Source organism: Silvimonas soli (assembly GCF_030035605.1).
Classification (GTDB): Bacteria; Pseudomonadota; Gammaproteobacteria; order Burkholderiales; family Chitinibacteraceae; genus Silvimonas; species Silvimonas soli.
Genome location: NZ_CP106736.1, coordinates 613,142 through 635,338, shown reverse-complemented (window position 1 = coordinate 635,338; position 22,197 = coordinate 613,142). Strand labels below are relative to the sequence as shown.

The window sequence follows — 22,197 nt, the reverse complement described above, 5'->3', positions numbered from 1 at the left end:
CAGGGAGCAATGCAATGACTTCATTTATTGATCAGCGGGTTTTGGTTGTCGGCGGTAGTTCCGGCATTGGTCTGGCCACGGCACAAGCCTTTGTCCGCGCCGGAGCAAAGGTGACGATTGCGTCGCGCTCGTTACCCAAGCTGCAAGTGGCGGCGGAACAAGTGGCGGGGCAGGTTGGAATCGCCGCATTGGATATGACCAGCGATGCGGACGTTGAAAGCTTCTTTGCCAAAGCCGGCGAGTGGGATCACATCGTGATTTCCGCAGCGCAAACGGCAACCGGCGCGGTGCGCACGCTGGCGCTGGAAGACGCCTATAGCGCGATGAATAGCAAGTTCTGGGGCGCTTACCGGATTGCGCGGGCGGCTCGTTTTGCGCCAAACGCGTCGCTCACGTTTGTCTCTGGCTTTTTGTCGGTGCGACCGAGCAGCCGTTCCGTGTTGCAAGGGGCAATTAACGCTGCGCTGGAGGCTTTGGCGCGCGGGCTGGCGCTGGAATTGTCGCCGGTCCGCGTCAACACCGTTTCGCCAGGGCTGATTGTCACGCCGCTGTGGGACAAGTTTGCCGAGGCGGATCGGCTGCAGATGTTCGACAAAGTGGCAGCATCGTTGCCCGCCAAGCGCGTGGGTCAGCCAGAAGATATCGCCAACGCCGTGCTGTATCTGGCCGGTACGCCGTTCTCTACCGGTTCGACGGTACTGGTCGACGGTGGCGGAGCGATTGGGTGAGTCAGACCACGACCGCCGCGCAAGCACCGCTCACTGACGGTGCTTTGCGCTGGATTCCGTTTCTGGTGGCCGCTGCGTTCTTTATGGAGAACCTGGACGCGACGGTCATCACCACGGCGTTGCCGCAAATGGCGGCCAGCTTTGGTGTGGCCCCGGCGCGGCTGTCGATAGGTATGAGTGCTTACATGCTGGCGCTGGCGGTGTTTATTCCCGTCAGCGGCTGGCTGGCGGACCGCTTTGGCCCGCGCCGGGTGTTTTGCTCGGCTATTGTGGTGTTCACGCTGGCGTCGTTGCTATGTGGGCTGTGCACCAGCCTGTGGCAATTTACTGCTGCGCGCATTTTGCAAGGCCTGGGCGGTGCCATGATGGTGCCGGTAGGGCGGCTGGTGGTATTGCGTAACACCCAGCGCAAAGACCTGGTACGGGCGATTGCCACGATCACCTGGCCGGGTCTGGTGGCGCCGGTGATTGGTCCACCAGTGGGTGGCTTGATCACCACCTGGCTGAGCTGGCACTGGATCTTTTTGCTGAATGTGCCGCTGGGCGTGATTGCCTGGCTGGTGGCATTGCGGTTGATTCGTGGCGACGGTGCGCAATCGCGACCGTTTGATGCGTTTGGCTTTGTCAGCAGCGGCATCGGTTGCAGTGCCGTGATGATGGGTCTGGAGGCCGCCAGCCATCAACCGGTGGCGCCATTGTGGGTCGGCGTTTTGTTGCTCGGTGGCCTGGCTGCGCTGGCCGTCACCGTCTGGCATATGCGCCGGGTGGGAAACCCCTTGGTCGATCTGAGCGCGCTGCGTATTCCAACCTTCGCCGTGACTATTGTGGGCGGTTCGTTGTTTCGCATTGCCATTGGCAGCGCACCGTTTCTGCTGCCCTTGATGTTCCAGTTGGCGTTTGGGCTGAGTGCGGTGCAATCGGGCATGTTGATGCTGGCGCTGTTTGCCGGAAACCTGTGCATGAAAGCGGCCACCAGCTGGATCATGCGGCGCTTTGGTTTTCGCAATGTACTAGTGGGCAATGGTCTGTTGGTGGCGGTGGGTTTCGCCGCCTGTGCTGGCCTGATGCCCGACACCCCGCTGCCGATTATCGCTGCCGTACTCTTCTTTGGCGGCTTGTGCCGCTCGATGCAATTTACCGCGCTCAATACCATTGGTTTTTCCGATGTACCACAAGCCCGCATGACCGGCGCAACCACCTTGTTTAGCGTGTTCCAGCAAATGAATGCGGGCATGGGGATTGCTTTTGGAGCATTGGCGCTACGCATCGCTGAAGTCGTGCACGGGCAACTGGCAGGTACGCCTGGCGTGAGCGAGTTTCATCTGGCTTTTGGTCTGGTGGCGCTGATTGCATTACTGGCTGTGGGCGACAGTTTGTTGCTGGCCAGAAACGCCGGGGCCGAGGTCAGTGGGCACACACCCGCTGAAGCCACAATCGCAAATCAATCCAGGCGAACGTCGCGCTGAAGCCCACACGTTGTCACAATGCTGATCGCATATATTCGGTACGCTGAAATAGTTTTGTTTGAAACAAGTTCAATCTTGCAACAGGAAAAGCCGCGATGGTCCTCCCACTCTTAGCCCTTGCCGCCGCCGCATTTGGCATTGGCACAACTGAATTCGTGATCATGGGCTTGCTGCCGGAAGTGGCCCGTGACTTCTCCGTTTCCACGCCCGCCGCCGGTATGTTGATTTCCGGCTACGCGATTGGCGTAACGATTGGCGCGCCGATTCTGGCCATCGTTACCGCCAAATGGCCACGCAAGCAGGCGCTGATTGGTTTGATGGGTTTGTTCATCCTCGGCAACGCCCTGTGCGCGCTGGCACCCAGCTACGCCATGTTGATGGTGGCGCGGGTGGTGACTGCGTTCTGCCATGCCGCATTCTTTGGCATTGGCTCGGTAGTGGCGGCAGATCTGGTGCCGCGTAACAAACGCGCCCAAGCGGTGGCCATGATGTTTACTGGCTTGACTGTGGCCAACATCATTGGCGTGCCATTTGGTACTGCGCTGGGCCATGTGGCGGGCTGGCGTGCGCCATTCTGGGCGGTGGTAGCGATTGGTTTGATCGCCGCAACGGCACTGGCAGTGTGGTTGCCCAAAGTCGCCACGCCGCAAGGTGGCGGTATCCTGGGTGAGTTTCGCAAAATTGCAGAAACCCAGACCCAACTTGCATTGCTGATCAGCACGCTGGCGTCGGTCAGCATGTTTAGCGTGGTGACCTACATCGCCTACATTCTGCGCGATGTCACCGGTTTTACCGCCGCTGAGGAAAGCTGGGTATTGCTGCTGTTTGGTGCCGGTATTACTGCGGGCGGTTTGCTCGGTGGCAAGCTGGCGGATTGGCGCTTGATGCGCGGGCTGGCCATTATCTTCTGCATGATCGCCGTAGTGCTGGCGGTGTTCTCGTTCACCAGTCATTACAAGGTGCCAACCCTGGTGACCGTGTTCTTCTGGGGCATGTTTGCCTTTGCGGTTGTGCCTGCGGCCCAAGTGCGAGTTATCGACAAAGCGCAGGGTGCGCCGAACCTGGCTCCGACATTGAACCAGGGCGCTTTCAATCTGGGCAATGCTTCCGGTGCGTGGCTGGGCGGGGCGATGCTGGGTGCGGGTTATCCGCTGACCAACTTGCCGTGGCTGGGCGCGGCGGTGGCGCTGATCGGGTTTGCGGTGGTGATGCTGTCTGGCGCGCTGGATCGCAAGCGGCAACAACCGGCTTATCAACCCTGAGCGCCAGAATCGGCGCTGGTTGCGGCGCATTGTCTTGCTGGTTGTACGGGAATCTACCGACTCAATCTTTTGCCAGATAGATATGATGGGAACATCTGCAGCATTATTGGTGTAGATGTCCCGTCACAAAGCAGCAATGCGTATTGGTTTGCACACAGTTATGGAAACGCTCGACCCCGACTGCATTACCTCCCTGAATACCCGTCCGGCGCTGGATAGTGTTGCGCTGCTGAGCCAGGCGCTGACCACGCGTGGTTACAGCTATGTGCCCGCTGCCCGTACTCAAGCCTTGCTGGCAGGCCAGGGCTTTAGCGATGCAGCCACGCTGGCCGCAGACTGGCCGCAGTTTCAGGCCAGTTGGGAACGCTTGTGTCTGGATAACTATATGGCCGACGGCGGGCGCTATCGCAAACGCCGGCACGCGACGTTAACGGCTATGTCTGGGCAACGCAGTTTTGTGGTGGAACCGCATCAGCCGCATTTTCAAAGCCGCGAATACAACGCGCTCAATGGTGGCATCGCCCGTCACTATCAACCGGTTGAGCATGCGGTTGTGCATGGCGCCACCTTGCGCAGTGTGGTCGCACTGGGGTGTGAGATATTCGGGCTACGTTCTCCCAACGCCAACTGGCACATCGAAGTACACCAGTTCCGCATTGAGGCGGGCAGCGAGCAACTTGGCTTGCCGACGCCGGAAGGCGTGCATCGCGATGGGGTGGATTTTGTGCTGATGCTGATGGTGCAACGGCGCAATGTCGAACAGGGCGTCAGCACCATTTACGACTTGCAGGGTAATCCGCTGCGCACCTTTACTTTGGCGGATACGCTGGATATGGCCTTGGTGGACGACGAACGTGTGCTGCATGGCGTATCACCCATCGTGCCGCAGCAAGCCGGGCAATTTGCTTGCCGCGATGTGCTGGTGGTCACTTTCCGGCGCAAGGTTTGAGCCGGTTTGTGATCTGAGTTGATGCCCGTTGTTACATCGGCGGGCTGGTTGATCCCAACAACGCCGCACAGCCAATCACCCCAACGAAAACCACCGCTTCCAGCAGCAAGAGCGCCATGAACTGGCGCTGGGCGCGTTGCTGATTCAAATCCAGCGCGGGCATGATGCTCCAGCGATTGGTGGCGCCAAGCAACACGGCAATGGCGACCAGCGCGAGCTTGGTTTTCAGGATCACGCTCCAGGGCTGTTGCCACGGTTCCACCGCAGATGCGCCCAACTGCAGCACTCGCCAGGCATTGGCGGCGCCGGTCAGCACCACAACCATCACCGCCCACAACGCCACTTGCGACAGATGGCGCGCGCTCGGGCTATCGAACCATTTGCCGTCTTGCCGCAGCTTGCGATGCTGAGCCAGAAAGACCAGCACGCTGCCAGCCCACGCGCCCGCGGCCAGCAAATGTACGGTATGCACCAGCGCGGCCAGGCTGAACATGCCCGCATCGGCCACATGACCGGTGCAGGCGCGAAAATAGACAAACAGTACGATGATGACTGCGGTTGACGCTCTGCCGTTGCGGTAACGGTTGTCCAGCAGCAAGGCTGCGATGCAGGTCGCTCCGGCCAGCCACATCAGGCCGTAATGCGTATGCAGCACTAGCGGGAGCGCCGCAAACGCGGCCCAAAGTGGCACACCCGCCATGCTGGCACTATTAACCAGCAGACTGGCACAAAATACCAGACCGAGCAGGCTGGGCAGCTGCCAGCCAGGCTTGCCGCGCGTGTTCAACCATTGCCCGATCAGCAGGGCAATCAGTATGTCCAGCAGCGCGGCCACGCTGGCTGACGCCGGGCCAGCCCACTCGAATCCACTCATGTCGTCTGAGGCTTTGTCGCGTTATTTAACGGTAAAAGTGTATTTGCCATTGGTGCGATGGCCATCCTCCGCCACCGCTACCCATTCCACGGTGTACACACCGGCAGACAGTGCTGGCAATGGCAGGTGAATGACTTTGTGATCGGCCGCATCCAGCGTGGCTTTATCGGCCAGCACTTTACCGCTGCCATCAAGCACTTTGAGCGAGCTGAGCGATTGCTCTAGCTCTTCGGTATAAGCGATGCGCACTTCCTGCGGTGCCGCTACGGTGGCATTGGGCGCAGGGCTTTGTTCGTGTGGATGGGCATGGGCGCTGGCCAGTTGGGCGGTGAACAGCAGGGCTGATGCGGCAAATGCAAACAGGGTACGGATGGATTTCATGAATAATTCTCTTGAATAGGGCTACAAGCACGCCTTGCAAATGCAGGGTAAAGACCTACGCCAGCATACGGGCACGCGTGCTCGGCAAGACCAGCGGGCTGTTGGTTATGGCCACGCTAGTCCATCTTGAATGGGGGAAATACGGAAAAACCGGCCAGAAATACCGGCTAAAGCAGGCTTGGTGGGCCGCGTGCGGGTGGAGTAAACAAGCTGTCGCGTGACGAGAATATCCGCCACACCGGCTGCAAAACAAGCGCCAACCCCAGCGGAGCCACCCAGGCCACCGGCGGCATTGCCGCCAATGTGGGGACGTGGCAGGCCAGGGAGCACATCAAACAGCTATCCATATCGCCGTTGTGATCCGCACTGGATGCCGGGTGATGCATCTGTAGCATCGTCGGGTCATTGCAACCTGGCATCGCGTCAGCCATCAGTACCGCCGGGCGCAGCACCTGCATGACCGGCGGCACGAACGCCAGCGCCAGCAATGCAATGATTGCGGCGTAAAGGGCGAATAGATGCAAACGAGGCTGGCGATACATGGGGGCAGATTGTGCCGCCGATGGCCCATGTATGTCGAGATTGTTATTGCGAATTATTCTCACTTGTAGTTTTGCCAGCCCACTTCAGCCGTGCGGGTCGCCGCTTGGCTCATGCGGTGGACGAGTGGCTGCCAGATCTACTTGCCAGGAAAAGAGGAGAGGGAGGGGGAGGTTGCCGTCGCTTTTGGCAACGGCAACCCGAAGGGCAAATACGGTGTGATCGGTGCGGGTAGCGCCGACCAGAACACATTGCCCAAAGGCAATTGCAATTTGATTCGGATAACTGCTGGTAGCAATTGCGCAACGCAATTTGCCTGATCAGTATGCTGTGTTTATTCGGTTGTCAGACATGTCTGTGCTGGGTTGAAAATGCAGTGATAGATTCTGGATAAATAATGATGTACCAAAGCTGATTTATAGACAACCACATGAAAACTGCATTGTTTACCGGAGCTAGTCTCAACTGATTAATTTGGCGAAACCTTTTTTCTGCTGCTTGATGAAAAATACCAATATATATTACTCATGCAATTCTATTGCGGTAGAGTTTATGTCTAATGTATGAATTAACAAACAATTGTCTTGCTAACTATGTCGCTCAAAATAAGGCCAGCTTGCTGGTATCATCCGTGGATACCTTGCCATGAGGAAACCTGCTAAAGCTGACAGGCGGTAATTGCATTGCTGATGCGTCAGAATAGCTACCTTTGTTCTGCGTATTTCGCAGAACAAAGGTAGCGGGGCTCCCGGTAAGGGCAGTCCTGCAGAGGAAGGGGTTGGTTTTTTGAATGGCTGACAGTCAGGCTATTTGATGTTCGCAAATATATTTTCTGCGCAACAATCCACTGCAATTCAATTGCATTGAATTTGTGCTTCCCAAAAACAGTATAGTTAGCCTCTGCTGGCTATAGCAACCCGCGTAACGCCGCTTGCACCACAGCAGAAGTTTTATTGGCGGCATTCAATTTGGTTAACGTGCTGTTCACATGAAAATTAACAGTTCGCTCGGCGATATTCAGTATTTCGCCAATTTCGGCAGAGGTTTTGCCCTCGGCGGTCCAGCGCAAGATTTCGGTTTCGCGCGGGGTGAGTTTTACCTCGTGCCCATAAGACGAGTGTTCGAGAAAGAAGCGGGACATGCCAACATGCGCCACCTGGGCCAGGTACATTAGTAACGGTTCGTGTTCATTGAGTTCGGCATCGCTGATTTCGTCGCTGGAGCGAGCCAGCGTCATCATGCCCACGACGCCGCTAACATCGCGGCAAGCCTGGGCCCAGCCGTTGCGCAACCCGTGTGAGCGTGCGTCTTCCCACAGTTCGCGGGAGCCCGAAAACAAGGCTTCGCTCCACACAAAGGGAATAGTCGAGCGCAAACCAATCGCTACGGTCGGGTCTTGCGTTATGTAGTGTTTGCTTTGATAACAATGCTGCCATGCGACAGGATAGTTATTCACCATTTCCGTGCGGGGGGCGCTTAAAGGGAAGGGCATGCGAGCGCCATAGGCGCAATATTCAAAGCCCAGTTCCTGCGCCATATGGGTAATCTTGCTGAAATACTGCCCTTGGTCGTGGATGGTAAGCAGTGAATGCAGGTTTTCTTCTACGAAAGGTGACATCTCGTTATCCCCCAGCCTGTTTGTGGTTTTGTTATCAACACCCGGCTTGTCAGCAAACCTTTGTTATGCGTGTTAGCTGATAACTCTGACAATGGCAATGTGTGATCAATGTTCATTACACTTTCAAGTCTGTTTTCGTGTTCAGGTCACAACGCCATGTCGGCTCGGATTTTTGGTGATAGCAGTTGCGCGGTAATGAATAGGCCGGGTCTTTGCGCCGATGGATATGTCCGGCTGGATTTTGCGACGCTGCTGGGTATTCCTTTGCACCATCTTGTTTCCGGGCTGGATGATGACCCGGCTGGTTCTTTGCGATGTGGTTCTCGTCTTGCGACAATCAGTGGCTATACCGAGTGGATCAGCAAGTCCCACCCGATTCTGACTATTGGCTGGGACTGGTTTATCGCCAGCTGTGGTTATCAGTTAACCGGCAAGCCGCGCAGTAATATCATGCTGATTGATTCCAATGCCAATGACCTTGGCCCTGTCAGAACTGAAGACCTGTTGATTGAGCGGCTTGCCCATATGCAATGGCAAGAGGCAACCAGCCGGTTTATCACCTCCCGATATATTTAGATACCTGTCTTCGTTGACAGTTTTCCTTGGCCGTGACCGGGCAAATTATTCCCCCTGTTTTGAAACATATTCCATTGGGGGTTGATATGCATATGTTGTCCGGACAGTCGGCGCAGCTTCCTGTGGGTGTTGCCAAAGCACTCTCGGTTTACCGCCACAAGGTTTTTGTGGAAATGCTTGGCTGGCAACTGGATACGCCGCACGGCATCGAGCAGGATCAATTTGATCGGGAAGACACGGTTTATATTGTGTCGCGCGATGCCGAAGAACGCATTACCGGATGCGCCCGCCTGTTGCCGACTACACAGCCGTATTTGTTGGGCGAGGTTTTCCCGCAACTGCTCAATGGTTTGCCAGCGCCAAATTCGCCGGAGGTGTGGGAGTTGTCACGCTTTGCCGCGGTGGATTTTCAAGGGCCAACCGGCACGGCGGGCGGGCAATTCATTTCGCCGCTGGCGCTGGAACTGCTGCGTGAAGCCATCCACTGTGCCGCGCAACTAGGCGCTAAAACCATCATCACGGTTTCGCCGGTTGGCATAGAGCGTATCCTGCGCAACGCCGGGTTTCATGCTCATCGGGCTGGCCCACCGATGATTATTGATGGTTATCCTTTGTTCGCCTGTGTGATCGATGTGGAAAATCCGCTGGGCTGACGGCCAAAGGATCATTGCGAAAGCACCGGCAACGCGCCTTGCCGGGCAGCCAACGTCGGGCAATGCCTACAAACATTGGCTCTTTCTTCTTGCGCTGATCTGCCACAGGGGATGACTGGCCGCTTGCACTTGTCCAGCTAAAGTGGGCATCAGGCAAGCGTAACTGATCTTCGGCAATGCCAGCCGCAGTAAAACTGCTGCCGAAACGGTATTTGCCGATCAGTGCTTGCCTTCTTTCTCATTCAAAAAGAAGGTGCCGACATGCGTCAATCCGCCATTCGATCTCTGATTGCTGCTGCGTTGCTGGCAGCACCCGCGCTGAGCTTTGCCGCACTGAGCCACGATCAATATCAATCACGCAAAGACACCATCGGTCAACGTTATGACGCCGCAACAGCACAATGCAAGACCCTGGCCGGCAACGGCAAGGATGTCTGCGAGGCCCAGGCCAAAGCTGAGCAACGTTCATCGCTGGCAGATCTGGATGCCCAAGACAAAGACACCGAAGCGGCTCGCGCCGATGCTGCGCGTGAACGGACCAAGGCTAACTACGATGTAGCGGTAGAGAAGTGTGGCCGTCTTGCCGGTAACGACAAGGATGTCTGCAAACAAACCGCCAAGGCTGACCGCGACAAAATGTTGGCCGATATTGATGCCAATAAAGATCGCTACAAAGCGACGGCCAAAGCCGATGACGCCAAGCGCGAGGCAGATTACAAAGTGGCCCGCGAGAAGTGCGATGCATTTAGTGGCGACCGTAAAGACGCTTGTGTAACTCAGGCCAAGACAGAATTTGCCATGTAAATCAGCGCGTTAGATCGACGTGGTGAGCTGGGTATCGTTAGCCGCAGTCATCACGCAAACATTAAAAAAACCTCCTGTGCGCACAGCCTGTGCCAGGAGGTTTTTTTATCGCGTTTTCAGCCTTGGCGTACGTGCCAGTTATCACCCCAAAAGCAACTTGCCCGGAAACGCATTCAACTTTTATTCATAGACAATCTATATGCTATGGACGGTTATAAAGCGATAAACGGGCCATGTTGTTATTGCCGTAATGACACGGGCATAGATCGTGGGCAACATGGGCACGGACGCCCCGCTGCGGTCATTGCCCTTTGTCGGCGGAGCAATAAAGTTCCTTGTGTCGCTGCTATGTAAAGCCATCGTAAAGATGGTCAACGCCATGCTTCTGATCGCGTTTAGCCGGTATGAGCAGCATTCTGATACAGATATGATAGTGCCGCGAACCCGCGGATCGACTAGCCCCGCACTGCGTTGGTGAACACGTCGCCCAGTGCGCCCGATTGAACAATCCAGTCCAGATACGAAACAGCGTACCGTCCCTTGCGTGCGGTACTCGCAGAAGGTGAATAGAAAGCTCATGACCAGGCAACGAAAAACCCAGTCTGCCATTGCTATCGCTCTGGTACTCATTGCTGCGGGCGGCGTGACCTTCTGGTCCGCCTCACGCAAAGCCGATGCCGAAACGCCCCCCAGCAAACCACCAGCCCCAGCGCCCACCCTCGTGACTACGGTAAAAGCCAGTGACGAAAGCGTGCCGATTTATCTGACTGGCGTGGGGACCGTGCAAGCCAACGCAACGGTAACCGTGAAAGTGCGCGTGGACGGCGAATTGCAGAAAGTGGGTTTTGCCGAAGGTCAGGATGTCAAAGCAGGTCAGGTTTTGGCCGAAATCGATCCTCGCTCTTTCCAGGCGCAACTGGGCCAGGTGGTTGCTGCCCGAGCCAAAGATCAGGCGCAACTGGATAACGCCAAACGTGACCTGGTCCGTTATACCGATCTGATCAAGCAAGATGCGACGACCCAGCAGACGCTGGATACCCAGCGCGCGTTGGTGGCACAACTGGAAGCTGCGCTCAAGAATGATGACGCGCAGATTGAATACGCCAAAGTGCAATTGGGCTACACCACCATCATCTCGCCACTGAGCGGCCGAACCGGGGCGCGTCTGGTTGATCCGGGCAATATCGTGCATGCCACAGATACGACCGGTCTGGTGGTGATTAACCAGATTGATCCGATTGCGACGACCTTTACCCTGCCGGAAGACGCGCTGCAACAAGTCAACAAAGCCATTCAGGGCGGCAAGTCGCTCAAGGTCGTGGCTTATGCGCGGGACGGTGGTGACAAACTGGCGACCGGCACGTTGTCTTTGGTGAATAACCAGATCGACACCACCACCGGCACGGTATCGCTCAAGGGCACCTTTCCCAACCCGGCACATGCCTTGTGGCCAGGTCAGTATGTAAATGTGAGCCTGGTGCTGGGTGAACGCAGCCACGCGATTACTCTGCCGTCAGCGGCCGTGCAGCGTGGTAACACCGGCACTTATGTGTATGTGGTGAACGCCAGCAACGAAGCGCAACTGCAGAAGGTGAAAGTGGCGCAAATCCAGGACGGCAAAGCGATCATCGACCAAGGGGTACAAGCGGGTCAACGCGTGGTACTGGATGGTCAGTACAAACTCAAGCCTGGCGCGACCATCGCCGAGGCCGATAAACCCGCCGCCAGCCACTGAGCAGGGAAGGTAACGTGAGCATCTCTGCCGCATTTATCAAACGCCCGATCGGAACATCGCTGCTGGCTGCAGCGATTTTACTGGTCGGGATTGCCGTTTGGCCGCTATTACCCGTGGCTCCATTGCCACAGGTGGATTTTCCAACCATTCAGGTGTCGTCCAGCTTGCCCGGGGCCAGCCCGGAGATCATGGCGTCCAACGTGGCGCAACCGCTGGAAAGGCAATTCTCGCTGATTGCCGGCCTGTCGCAGATGACCTCATCCAGCGCGATGGGCACCACCCAGATTACCCTGCAGTTTGATCTGAACCGCAATATCGACGCGGCGGCGGTGGACGTGCAGGCGGCCATTAACGCCGCCACCGGACAATTGCCGAACAATCTGCCCAATCCGCCAACCTACCGGAAAGTGAACCCGGCTGATTCGCCCATTATCGTGATGGCGGTGCAGTCCGACACCTTGCCGTTGACCGAGGTGAACGACTACGCCGATAACATTCTGGCGCAGCAAATCTCGCAGATTCCGGGTGTGGGTCTGGTCAATATCGGTGGTCAGCAAAAGCCAGCGGTGCGCATTCAGGTTGATCCAGCCAGATTGTCGGCCATGGGCATGAGCCTGGAAGACGTCCGCACTGTCATCGCGACCACAACGGTCAACCAGCCCAAGGGCACAGTGGATGGCGATAAGCAAAGCTTTACGGTTTACACCAATGACCAGTTGCTGAAAGCGTCGCCATGGAACGAAATGGTGCTGGCCTACAAGAATGGCGCGCCAGTGCGGGTGCGCGATATTGGCGTGGCCGTTGATGCACCGGAGAACACCAAACTGGCCGGGTGGGCTTATGCCGGTAAAGCGGTTGACCCCGCCGCGACGATTCTGTCCGGGCAACATTCCATTGTTTTGGCCATTACCAAGCAGCCGGGCGCTAACGTGATTGAAACGGTGGAGCGGATTAAAGCCGCGCTGCCACGTTTGCAGGCGGCGATTCCGCCGACGGTGCATATCAATATTCTGGTCGATCGCACGCAAACCATCCGTGCTTCGGTGCGCGATGTGGAGTTCACGCTGGTGCTTACCATCTTGCTGGTGGTCGGCATCATCTTTGTGTTCTTGCGTAACGTGCCAGCCACGTTGATCCCCAGCGTGACCGTGCCGTTAGCGCTGATGGGCACCGCCGGTGTGATGTATCTGGTGGGCTTCAGTCTGGACAATCTGTCGTTGATGGCGCTGACCATTGCCGTCGGGTTTGTGGTCGATGACGCCATCGTGATGCTGGAAAACATCTACCGCCACGTTGAAGACGGCATGTCGCCCATGGAGGCCGCATATCAGGGCGCGGGCGAAATCGGCTTTACCATTATTTCGATTTCGGTATCGCTGGTTGCGGTGTTCATCCCGCTGTTGCTAATGGGCGGGATCGTCGGGCGTTTGTTCCGCGAGTTCTCCATTACGGTGACGCTGACCATTGCAGTATCGGTGGTTATCTCGCTGACACTGACGCCCATGTTGTGCTCGCGCTTTTTGAAAGATCATCACGGCGACAAGCACGGCAAGCTCTATCAATTGTTCGAGCGCGGTTTTGACGCGATGCTCGCCGGTTACAAACGCGGGCTGGATCTGGTGATGAAACACCAGTTCATTACCCTGTGCGTGTTCCTGGGCACCGTAGCGCTGAGCGTTATCCTGTTTATGGTGATCCCCAAAGGGTTCTTCCCGCAGCAAGATACCGGCTTTGTGTTTGGCTTTGCCGAAACGGCGCAGGATTCATCCTTCAAGGCCATGAACCAGCGCATGCAGTCATTGGCTGAGGTGATCCGCAACGATCCGGACGTGGCCAGTTTTGCCATGGTTGGCGGGCAGAACACCTTCAATACTGGCAACTTCTACATCAACCTTAAACCGAAAGACTTGGGACGTACGCTCACGGCGGACGAGGTCATTACCCGGTTGCGGCCAAAACTGGCCAAGGTGGAAGGGGTGAACTTGTTCTTGCAGGCCGGGCAGGACATCAACGTTGGCGGGCGCTTGTCGCGTACGCAGTATCAATACACGCTGACCGACTCCAGCCTGGATGAACTGAACGAGTGGGCGCCCAAACTGGTCGACCGCCTGCGTAAAGTGCCGCAACTAACGGATATCGCTTCGGACCAGCAGAATTCTGCGGCAACCGCCGTGCTGACCATCGACCGCACGCGTGCATCCAGCTTCGGTATTTCGCCTGCAACCATTGATGCCACTTTGTATGATGCGATCGGTCAGCGCCAGGTGGCTCAGTACTACACCCAGGTCAATACCTACCACGTGGTCCTGGAAGTGACGCCAGCGTTGCAGCAAGACCCGGCGTTGTTCAGCAAGCTGTATATCACTTCGCCGTTGACTGGCCAGCAAGTGCCGCTGTCGACCTTTGTGCATATCGACACCAACAAGACGGCGTATCTGTCGATCAGCCACCAAAGCCAGTTCCCGGCGGTGACGATCTCGTTCAACCTGGCGCCAGGCGTGTCGTTGGGCCAAGCGGTGGATGCCATCAATAAAGCGCAGGCGGAAATGGGCATTCCGGCCACTTTGACCGGCGCATTCCAGGGCACGGCCAAGGCGTTTGGTGATTCACTGTCATCGCAGCCTTATCTGATCGCCGCAGCGCTGATCGCGGTGTATATCGTGCTGGGCTTGTTGTACGAGAGCTATATCCATCCGTTGACCATTTTGTCGACCTTGCCATCGGCGGGGGTGGGTGCGCTGCTGATCCTGATGGCGGCGGGATATGACCTGACGGTGATCGCGCTGATCGGCATCATCTTGCTGATCGGCATCGTGAAGAAAAACGGCATCATGATGATCGACTTTGCGCTGACCGCCGAACGCGAGCGCGGCATGAGCGCCGAGGAGTCGATCTACCAAGCGTGTATCTTGCGCTTCCGCCCGATCATGATGACAACCATGTGCGCTTTGCTGGCCGGTTTGCCGCTGATGCTGGGCCACGGTGCGGGTTCCGAACTGCGCCGCCCACTGGGCTACGCGATGGTCGGCGGGCTGGTCCTGTCGCAAGCGCTGACGCTGTTTACCACGCCGGTGGTGTATTTGTATCTGGATCGTTTGAGCCACTGGATACAAAGCCGTCGCAAGCACAAGAAAGCAGCCAAAGTGACTGCAGCCTTGTTGCAAGGCGCGGGGGAGTAAGATGCTCGCGTCAGTGGTATGAGCGGTGGGTAAAAAACAGAGAAGCCCTGCGGCAAATGCCGCAGGGCTTCTCTGTTTTTACATCGATCACGTAGCTCAGTGTCTGTGTCTTGCTACTTCAAGGTGTAACTGGCCAGGCCATTAGCCCTCGGTACCGTTGCTGGCGGCGGCGCGTGTGGCGCGATGCCCCACATAAGCACCAATCCGCGCTGCGAGCGAGACTTCCAGACAAATTTGCAGGAAACGCTCGGTTGGAATAGATGCTCGCCCGATCAGCAGGCCATCGATTTCGGCACCGATCATCAAACTGGCCGCATTTTTTTCGTCCACGCTGCCGCCATAAATGATGCGCTGAATAGTGCCCTGACCTGGCGTATGCATTTCTTCCAGCAACTGACGCAGGGTACGAATGGTGGCGGCCAGTTGGATGACCGAAATGGAAGTTGCCGTGCCAATGGCCCAGATTGGCTCATAGGCAATGGCGATACGCGGCCAGTCGGTGGCAGAAAACAGTTGGGCTGCTTTGATCAACTGGGTTTGCAACACCTTGGTGGTCTGGTTGCTGCGGCGCTGATCGGCGTCTTCGCCAATGCACAACACAGGGGTCAGTCCATATTCCAGCGCCTGCGCCACTTTGCGGGAAATTTCATGATCGCCTTCGCCATACATGCGGCGACGTTCGGAATGACCGATCAGCACGTATTTACAGCCAAAATCGGCCAGCATGGCGGCGGACACCTCGCCAGTGTGGGCACCGCTGGATTCCGGGCTGCAATTTTGCGCGCCCAGGCGAATTCCGCTGGCGGGCAACGCGGCTGCCGCTTCAGATAAAAACGGAAATGCGGGGCAAATGACCGCTTCTACATCTTTCATGGCAGGGGCGGTGGCCAGTTCGGCCAGCATCGACGAACCAGTCTCACGCGAGACGTACATTTTCCAGTTGCCGATAACCAGTGGTTTGAGATCGTCTTCGCTCATGATGCTAGTTCCAGTAAGGCGGGCTCAGGGAGAGGTGTCGAGTCACGTGTATTGCCAGGATGCCGGGCTTCACAACACATGCTCATTGAATAACTTTAGGCCAGATTGAAAGGCCGGTACATCAACAATACCTGGAAGCGGCTGGAAAATCTCTTACTGTGCCGATTTATGATAACGGGTGAGGTGAGTAAACAACGCCACAGCCCGCGGCAGGGCGGGCAGGGGCGTTGTTTCGGTGCCAGAAAGCGGCGGATTCAGTGCGTTACGGTTTCAGTACGGTGGGCTTGGCTTCCGGCAGCATGCCCGGATAGTCGCGGCTGTAATGCAGACCGCGGCTTTCTTTGCGGGCCATGGCGGAAAGCACGATCAATTCGGCTGTAGTGACCAGATTACGTAATTCAATCAAGTCGTTACCCACGCGGAAGTTGCTGTAGTAGTCGTGGATTTCGTGTTGCAGCAACTCAATGCGATGTAGCGCCCGTTCCAGCCGTTTGTTGGTACGCACAATGCCGACGTAATCCCACATGAAACGGCGCAGTTCATCCCAATTGTGGGCGATGACCACTTCTTCATCCGGATCGGTGACCTGGCTTTCATCCCATTCCGGCACAACCGGCATTGGCCCGACCTGGTCGGCCAGAATATCCGCCGCCGTGGCTTTGCCAATAACCATGCATTCCAATAGTGAGTTGGACGCCAGCCGGTTGGCACCGTGCAGCCCGGTGCAGGCCGCTTCGCCGACTGCGTACAAGCCAGGCACATCGGTGCGGCCATCCATATCGACCACCAAACCACCGCAGGTGTAATGCGCCGCCGGTACTACCGGAATCGGCTCAACGGTGATGTCGATGCCCAATTCGAGGCAGCGTTGATAGATGTTCGGGAAGTGCTCTTTAATGAATTCAGCGGGCTTGAATGAAATATCCAGATAGACGCAATCAAAGCCGCCTTTTTTCATTTCAAAGTCGATGGCGCGGGCCACCACGTCACGCGGCGCCAGTTCGGCGCGTTCGTCATGCTGTGGCATGAAACGGGTGCCATCGGGCAAGCGCAGAATCCCGCCTTCACCACGTACAGCTTCGGTAATCAGGAAAGATTTGGCATGCGGGTGATACAGGCAAGTCGGATGGAACTGGATGAACTCCATGTTCGATACCCGGCAACCTGCCCGCCAGCCCATGGCAATGCCATCGCCAGTCGCGACGTCCGGGTTGGTGGTGTACAGATACACCTTGCCCGCGCCACCGGTAGCCAGCACGGTGTGCGGCGCCACGATGGTTTCGACTTTGTCGCCGATTTTGTCGTAAACATAGGCGCCCCAGCAGCGGTCGTCTTCCATTCCCAGTTTTTTACCGGTGATCAGATCCAGCGCGATGTGGTCTTCCAGCACGGTGATGTTCGGGTGCACGGCCACTTTTTGCGCCAGTGTATCGATCACGGCAGCACCCGTGGCATCGGCAGCGTGAATAATACGGCGATGACTGTGACCGCCCTCGCGTGTCAGATGGTAGCCGTGATAGTTAGTATCGCCGGAGTCGTCACGCGTGAATGGCACGCCCATGTCTATCAGCCAGTCGATGGCTTCGCGTGAATTTTCAATAATGAACCGGGTGGCTTGCGCATCGCATAATCCGGCTCCGGCAACAAAGGTGTCGCGGATGTGCAGTTCAATGCTGTCAGCATCGTCCAGCACGGCGGCGATACCACCTTGTGCCCAGCCACTGCCACCATCGCGCAACGCGCATTTGGTGACCAGACCTACTTTCAACTGATCGGCAAGCTTGAGGGCAATGGTCATGCCGGCAAGGCCGCTCCCCATGATCAAAACGTCGAACTGGCGCATGGCTGGCTATTGCTCCCGGGTGCTGTCTCAAAAATGTAACTATAACAGTGGTGCCGAATATGCGGCAGCGATGTCATTGACATAGACCATGCTTTAAGCCGCTTTTAAGGCGGCAATGCGACGATGATCGTTCATTGTCCGTCTTGTAAAACACAGTTGTCAGCCCCAGATAACGAAGAATCAATCAAGAAGGTCTGCATCTGACAGCAGTCTGGCCGATATGCAATGTGATATATCGGCTGCAACATCCGGTGGTGCTTTCCAGGGAAGGAGCGCGAATTTGCCGGATATTGCTGGTTACTTAGAACAGTGTGTGTTACCGCGTACTGGTACCGGGTTACTGTCATTTTAATATTTACGCAGGCCGTTCCACACGGAGCCCGCATTGGAAAACCTTACCGAACGGGATATCGATCAAGCCCTGGTCGCGCGTGCGCAAGCTGGCGACAAGAAGGCATTCGAACTCCTGGTCGCCAAATATCAGCGCAGAATCGCACGTTTGCTGTCGCGCCTGATTCGTGATCCGCATGAGATCGAGGATGTGACCCAGGAGGCCTTTATCAAGGCCTATCGCGCACTGCCGTCCTTTCGCGGCGAAAGCGCGTTTTATACCTGGCTGTACCGCATTGCTATTAATACCGCTAAAAATTATCTGGCCTCAATGGGCCGCCGGCCCCAGCTGGCCAACGATTACGAGGACGATGAAGGCGAAACCCTGGATGCCGCCGCGCAGATTCCGGATTACCATACGCCCGAGGCTGAACTCTCCAACAGAGAGATTGTCAGAACTGTCAACGAGGTGGTGGACACTCTGCCCGATGAACTGAAAACCGCAATTACGTTGCGTGAAATGGACGGTTTGTCGTACGAGGACATCGCTACAGTGATGAACTGTCCCATAGGCACTGTCCGATCGCGTATCTTTCGGGCACGTGAAGCAATCGCCGGTAAATTACGGCCATTGCTCGAGACGGTGGGCAAGGACAGACGTTGGTAGCCGGTACAAGGCAGCACAAAGCCCGTTTGACTGGGCAACTAGAGGGTAACGCAATCATGAAAGAGCATTTGTCGGCGTTGATCGACGGAGAACTCGAGCCTGCTCGCTTTGACCAGGTTTTGGCACAACTGCACGCTGATCCGGCGCTGCGCGACGACTGGCAAGACTGGCATCTGGTTGGCGATGTGATGCAGCAGCATCCCATTTTGTCACCCGATTTCATGAAGACCTTCTGTGATCGCCTGGCTGCAGAACCCGTGGTGTTTGCTCCAGCCGCCAGTTCGCGCCGTCGCCGCTTCATGCGCCGTGCGCTGGCGCCGCTCTCGGCTGCGGCATCTGTGGCTTTTCTGAGCGTGGTGGGCTGGCAAGCGTTCCACGGTGCATATACCGGTTCTGCCGTAGCAGTACCGCACATGGCGGCAATGGCTACCCCACAAGCCGTACACGTAGCCACTTCCGATTCCAAATTCCGTGCCTATCTGGCCGCGCACCACGAAGATTCGGGTAACCCGATCGATGGGCGTGACCTTGTTTATGCATCGTTTGAGACCAAGCAACCGACCAAATAATGATGAAGACCAAGGGCTGGATCCTGGCCGGCAGTTTATTCCTGGCAGGCCAACGTTTACTGGCTGCCTCTCTCGTCCCCAACGAACTCTTGAGCCAACAAGACGCTACCCAACTGGTCGCGCGTGTTGCCAATGCCGCCAAGACGGTGTCGTTCCAGGGGGTGTATGTCCATCAGCATGGCGACAATATGGAGGCATTCCGGGTTATTCATGAGGCCGCCTCCGGAAACGATATCGAGCGACGTGAGTCGCTGGATGGGCCGCCGCGCGAATTTTTCCGGCAGGGCAACCAGGTCAGCCTGTATTTGCCTGGAGGCCAGGTCTTTCCCATTGACCGGCGCCAGTCGTCCAAACTCTTTCCGCGCCAGTTTCCGGATGATGCCGACCACGTGTTGGTAAACTATCAGGTCCGATTTGTCGGTCAGGAACGCGTTGCCGGGCAAGATGCAAATATTTACGATTTCGAGCCGCGCGACAAGCTGCGTTATCCGCATCGCTACTGGGTACATCCTGAGACCGGCTTGATGCTCAAATCAGTCATGCTGGGTATCCGGCGTGAACCGGTCGAAGTGTTTGCGTTCTCGCAAGTGCAGATTGGCGGTCCGATTGACCGGCGTTTGCTCAAGCCGACTTATCCAGTCAAACCCGCACCGGTCGATGACTCGAACGGGCCGGTCGCATTGCCTAAAGATACCGGCTGGGATATTCACAATCTGCCCAACGGGTTTCGCCTGCTGAAAGTAGGGCAGCGTCCGATGACGGGCAAGCCCAAACCGGTGATTCATCACCTTTATGGCGACGGTCTGGTCACGCTTTCGGTATTTATCGAGCCATTTGATGCTTCTGCGCCATTGGGGATCGCCCAGCAAGCCGGGATCACCGTGTTTGCGCGCCAGGCGGGGCCGTACTTGTTGACGGTATTGGGCGAAGTGCCGCCAGAAACGGTGCAGGCGTTCAGCTACGCTTATACGCCCAAAGGCGAAAAAGCCGGGTCACAGTAATCGCAAAGCGTCATAATTGCGGGATGTGACAGGGGATATCCATGATTGAAAGTGAAGCACAAGTCGTTCGTCGCGAAGGCGAGCATGTCTGGGTGCGCATCAAGCCGCATGCACCATGTGGCAACTGTGATCCGGAAACCGGCTGTAAGTCGGTGGCCATTACCCGCATGTTCGGTAACGCCAAAGAGGCGTTTCGCGTGCGCAATACCGTTGATGCCAAACCGGGCGACTTAGTCCGTATCGGTGTTGCCGACGGCATGCTGCTCAAGAGTGCGCTGGCTGCATACGGTGTGCCATTGGCGGCGTTGATGATCGGTGCCGGCGTTGGGCGTCTGGTCGCACCTTATGGATTGCCTGATCTGGGCGCGGTTATCGGTGCTGCCATCGGTTTCGTTGGCGGTTTCCTGGTTTTGCGCAGCCGCCGCAATCTCGCTAGTCTGGCTGAACCAACTACACTGGAACGCGTTGCGCCCGACGCCAAGCCCATCAAATTCTGTGATCGCAGTACGCCCACCGCGGACGGTGCTCGCTAAGCCCGCTGCGAACTTGTGACGAGTACGCCTGTCTGTTTCTGTCCCGTTCCTGAACAGTGACCAAACCATGCAAATGAAAACTTTGTTTGTGACAGGCGTTATCGCTGTGAGCAGCGCAATCAGTTCAGCCGCCGTGACCGGCTTGCCCGACTTTACCCAACTAGTGGAAAAAGAAGGCAAGGCGGTGGTGAATGTGTCGACAACCTCCACCTTGCGTGAATCCAGCTCACAAATGGAGATGGATGAAGACACTCTCAATTTGCTGCGGCGCTTTGGTTTTCCCGTGCCGCCGTCGGCTGGCCAGCAACCGCGGGAGCGCACAGCCCAATCGCTGGGTTCGGGGTTTGTCATTGATGCCAATGGTTACGTGTTGACCAACGCGCACGTGGTCGCACAAGCGGACACCATCAAAGTCACCCTCACCAACAAGAAAGAATACAAGGCCACGATAGTGGGCTCGGATGCCCGCACCGACATCGCCTTGCTCAAGATTGATGCCACTGATCTGCCCAAGGCGGATCTGGGCGATTCTGACAAACTGAAGGCCGGAGAGTGGGTCGTCGCGATTGGTTCGCCGTTCGGTTTTGAAAACACCGTCACCGCCGGGATTATCTCAGCCACGGGCCGCAAGTTGCTGGATGAAAACCAGACGCCGTTTATCCAGACTGATGTCGCTATCAATCCGGGCAATTCCGGCGGCCCGCTGTTCAATATGGATGGCCAGGTTGTGGGTATCAACTCGCAGATTTACAGTCAGTCTGGCGGTTTTATGGGGCTGTCGTTCTCTATTCCCATTAACGAAGCCATGAAAGTGGTGGCCGAACTTAAGGCCAATGGCAAAGTCACCCGCGGGCGTATCGGTGTAGCCGTGCAGTCGGTGAATGACGATCTGGCCAAGAGCTTTGGTTTGCCCAAAGCGCAGGGTGCATTGGTTTCGGCAGTGGATAAAGATGGCCCGGCCGCCAAAGCCGGGATCAAACCGGGCGATATTGTTCTCAAGTACAACGGCCAAGCCATTGAAGAAACCGGCGATCTGCCACGGCTGGTGACCGCCAGCAAACCAGGCTCGCAAGCCACTTTGCAAATCTGGCGCGATAAAGCCGCCCGCAACGTTACGCTCACGATTGGCGTGCTGGACCAGAAAGACGATGGCGGCGCGGGCAAGTCCGGCGACAAGCCAGCCAAGCCGGCAGAAGAAAGCAGCATTCGGCGCTTTGGTTTGTCGCTGGTCGAACTCACCCCGCGCCAGTTGAAGCAGGCCGGTATCAAATATGGGGTTGGTGTGCAAAGTGCCACTGGCGCTGCTGCTCGTGCCGGTCTGCAAGGTGGTGACATCGTTGCGGGAATCGGCGGTACCGATCTGAGTAGTGCAGCACAACTGCGCCAGGCACTGGATGCGCTCAAGCCGGGTGATAGTGTGGCGCTGCGCGTGCTGCGTCAGGATGGATCGTTGTTCTTCTCCATCAAGGCCCCCGATAAAACAGACAAAACCGATAAGGACAAATAAGTCT

General features: G+C 56.7%; 20 protein-coding genes and 1 pseudogene. 15 read left to right on the top strand and 6 right to left on the bottom strand.

The window, feature by feature from the left end:
• The first annotated feature begins 14 nt into the window (after window positions 1–14).
• The 4 genes from N7220_RS02920 (at window position 15) to N7220_RS02905 (ending at window position 4,405) form a co-directional block, all read left to right on the top strand.
• Entirely contained in the window at window positions 15–728 is a 714-nt protein-coding gene (locus N7220_RS02920; RefSeq protein WP_283149984.1) for an SDR family oxidoreductase, read from the top strand.
• Window positions 725–2,194 carry an MFS transporter gene (locus N7220_RS02915; protein WP_283149983.1) on the top strand — a complete coding sequence of 490 codons (1,470 nt, stop codon included), beginning with the start codon at window positions 725–727 and terminating at the stop codon, window positions 2,192–2,194. Before N7220_RS02920 ends, N7220_RS02915 begins: the two co-directional genes overlap by 4 nt.
• A 95-nt stretch (window positions 2,195–2,289) precedes the next feature.
• A complete protein-coding gene (locus N7220_RS02910; RefSeq protein ID WP_283149982.1) occupies window positions 2,290–3,456 on the top strand; it encodes an MFS transporter in 1,167 nt (388 codons plus the stop codon).
• Between the two features lie 115 nt (window positions 3,457–3,571).
• A complete protein-coding gene (locus N7220_RS02905) occupies window positions 3,572–4,405 on the top strand; it encodes a 2OG-Fe dioxygenase family protein (RefSeq protein WP_283149981.1) in 834 nt (277 codons plus the stop codon).
• A gap of 31 nt (window positions 4,406–4,436) precedes the next feature.
• On the opposite strand, the gene N7220_RS02900 is transcribed toward N7220_RS02905, so the two are convergent.
• The 4 genes from N7220_RS02900 to N7220_RS02885 form a co-directional block, all read right to left on the bottom strand.
• Window positions 4,437–5,279 carry a copper resistance D family protein gene (locus N7220_RS02900; protein ID WP_283149980.1) on the bottom strand — a complete coding sequence of 281 codons (843 nt, stop codon included), beginning with the start codon at window positions 5,277–5,279 and terminating at the stop codon, window positions 4,437–4,439.
• A 21-nt stretch (window positions 5,280–5,300) separates the two neighbouring features.
• Window positions 5,301–5,660 (bottom strand): copper homeostasis periplasmic binding protein CopC, encoded by a 360-nt coding sequence (gene copC / locus N7220_RS02895; protein ID WP_283149979.1) that lies wholly within the window; start codon window positions 5,658–5,660, stop codon window positions 5,301–5,303.
• Window positions 5,661–5,827: 167 nt separating this feature from the next.
• Window positions 5,828–6,202 (bottom strand): DUF2946 family protein, encoded by a 375-nt coding sequence (locus N7220_RS02890; RefSeq protein ID WP_283149978.1) that lies wholly within the window; start codon window positions 6,200–6,202, stop codon window positions 5,828–5,830.
• A gap of 905 nt (window positions 6,203–7,107) precedes the next feature.
• The gene (locus tag N7220_RS02885) at window positions 7,108–7,818 is read right to left on the bottom strand and encodes an autoinducer binding domain-containing protein (protein WP_283149977.1); all 711 of its coding nucleotides are present in this window, start codon (window positions 7,816–7,818) and stop codon (window positions 7,108–7,110) included.
• A 195-nt stretch (window positions 7,819–8,013) separates the two neighbouring features.
• Between N7220_RS02885 and N7220_RS02880 the strand changes: the two genes are divergently transcribed.
• From N7220_RS02880 to N7220_RS02860, 6 genes and pseudogenes are all read left to right on the top strand, one after another.
• Window positions 8,014–8,394, top strand: coding sequence for a DUF4902 domain-containing protein (locus N7220_RS02880; protein WP_283149976.1), 381 nt, complete (start codon window positions 8,014–8,016; stop codon window positions 8,392–8,394).
• 86 nt (window positions 8,395–8,480) lie between these two features.
• Window positions 8,481–9,047 carry an acyl-homoserine-lactone synthase gene (locus N7220_RS02875; protein WP_283149975.1) on the top strand — a complete coding sequence of 189 codons (567 nt, stop codon included), beginning with the start codon at window positions 8,481–8,483 and terminating at the stop codon, window positions 9,045–9,047.
• 261 nt (window positions 9,048–9,308) lie between these two features.
• The gene (locus tag N7220_RS02870) at window positions 9,309–9,851 is read left to right on the top strand and encodes a hypothetical protein (RefSeq protein ID WP_283149974.1); all 543 of its coding nucleotides are present in this window, start codon (window positions 9,309–9,311) and stop codon (window positions 9,849–9,851) included.
• A gap of 281 nt (window positions 9,852–10,132) precedes the next feature.
• A pseudogene (locus tag N7220_RS20745) lies at window positions 10,133–10,180 on the top strand (hypothetical protein); the annotation flags it as partial.
• A 248-nt stretch (window positions 10,181–10,428) separates the two neighbouring features.
• Window positions 10,429–11,586, top strand: a complete 1,158-nt coding sequence (locus tag N7220_RS02865; RefSeq protein ID WP_283149973.1) for an efflux RND transporter periplasmic adaptor subunit — start codon at window positions 10,429–10,431, stop codon at window positions 11,584–11,586.
• Window positions 11,587–11,600: 14 nt separating this feature from the next.
• Window positions 11,601–14,765, top strand: a complete 3,165-nt coding sequence (locus tag N7220_RS02860) for an efflux RND transporter permease subunit (protein WP_283149972.1) — start codon at window positions 11,601–11,603, stop codon at window positions 14,763–14,765.
• Between the two features lie 141 nt (window positions 14,766–14,906).
• Here N7220_RS02860 and tpiA read toward each other — a convergent pair whose 3' ends face one another.
• Together tpiA and nadB are read right to left on the bottom strand one after the other, a co-directional pair.
• Window positions 14,907–15,743, bottom strand: coding sequence for a triose-phosphate isomerase (gene tpiA, locus N7220_RS02855; RefSeq protein WP_283149971.1), 837 nt, complete (start codon window positions 15,741–15,743; stop codon window positions 14,907–14,909).
• A 262-nt stretch (window positions 15,744–16,005) separates the two neighbouring features.
• On the bottom strand, window positions 16,006–17,586 hold the full coding sequence (gene nadB / locus N7220_RS02850; RefSeq protein ID WP_283149970.1) for an L-aspartate oxidase: 1,581 nt from the start codon (window positions 17,584–17,586) through the stop codon (window positions 16,006–16,008).
• Window positions 17,587–17,971: 385 nt separating this feature from the next.
• Here nadB and rpoE point away from each other — a divergent pair, with 385 nt between their 5' ends.
• The 5 genes from rpoE to N7220_RS02825 all read left to right on the top strand — a co-directional run bounded on the left by rpoE (window position 17,972) and on the right by N7220_RS02825 (window position 22,193).
• Window positions 17,972–18,583 carry an RNA polymerase sigma factor RpoE gene (gene rpoE, locus N7220_RS02845; RefSeq protein WP_283149969.1) on the top strand — a complete coding sequence of 204 codons (612 nt, stop codon included), beginning with the start codon at window positions 17,972–17,974 and terminating at the stop codon, window positions 18,581–18,583.
• 56 nt (window positions 18,584–18,639) lie between these two features.
• Entirely contained in the window at window positions 18,640–19,152 is a 513-nt protein-coding gene (locus tag N7220_RS02840; RefSeq protein ID WP_283149968.1) for a sigma-E factor negative regulatory protein, read from the top strand.
• Complete coding sequence (locus N7220_RS02835; protein ID WP_283149967.1) at window positions 19,152–20,153, top strand: MucB/RseB C-terminal domain-containing protein; 1,002 nt, start codon at window positions 19,152–19,154, stop codon at window positions 20,151–20,153. Before N7220_RS02840 ends, N7220_RS02835 begins: the two co-directional genes overlap by 1 nt.
• Before the next feature lie 41 nt (window positions 20,154–20,194).
• Window positions 20,195–20,686 carry a SoxR reducing system RseC family protein gene (locus tag N7220_RS02830; protein WP_283149966.1) on the top strand — a complete coding sequence of 164 codons (492 nt, stop codon included), beginning with the start codon at window positions 20,195–20,197 and terminating at the stop codon, window positions 20,684–20,686.
• A 67-nt stretch (window positions 20,687–20,753) separates the two neighbouring features.
• Window positions 20,754–22,193, top strand: a complete 1,440-nt coding sequence (locus N7220_RS02825) for a DegQ family serine endoprotease (RefSeq protein ID WP_283149965.1) — start codon at window positions 20,754–20,756, stop codon at window positions 22,191–22,193.
• Window positions 22,194–22,197 lie beyond the last annotated feature (4 nt).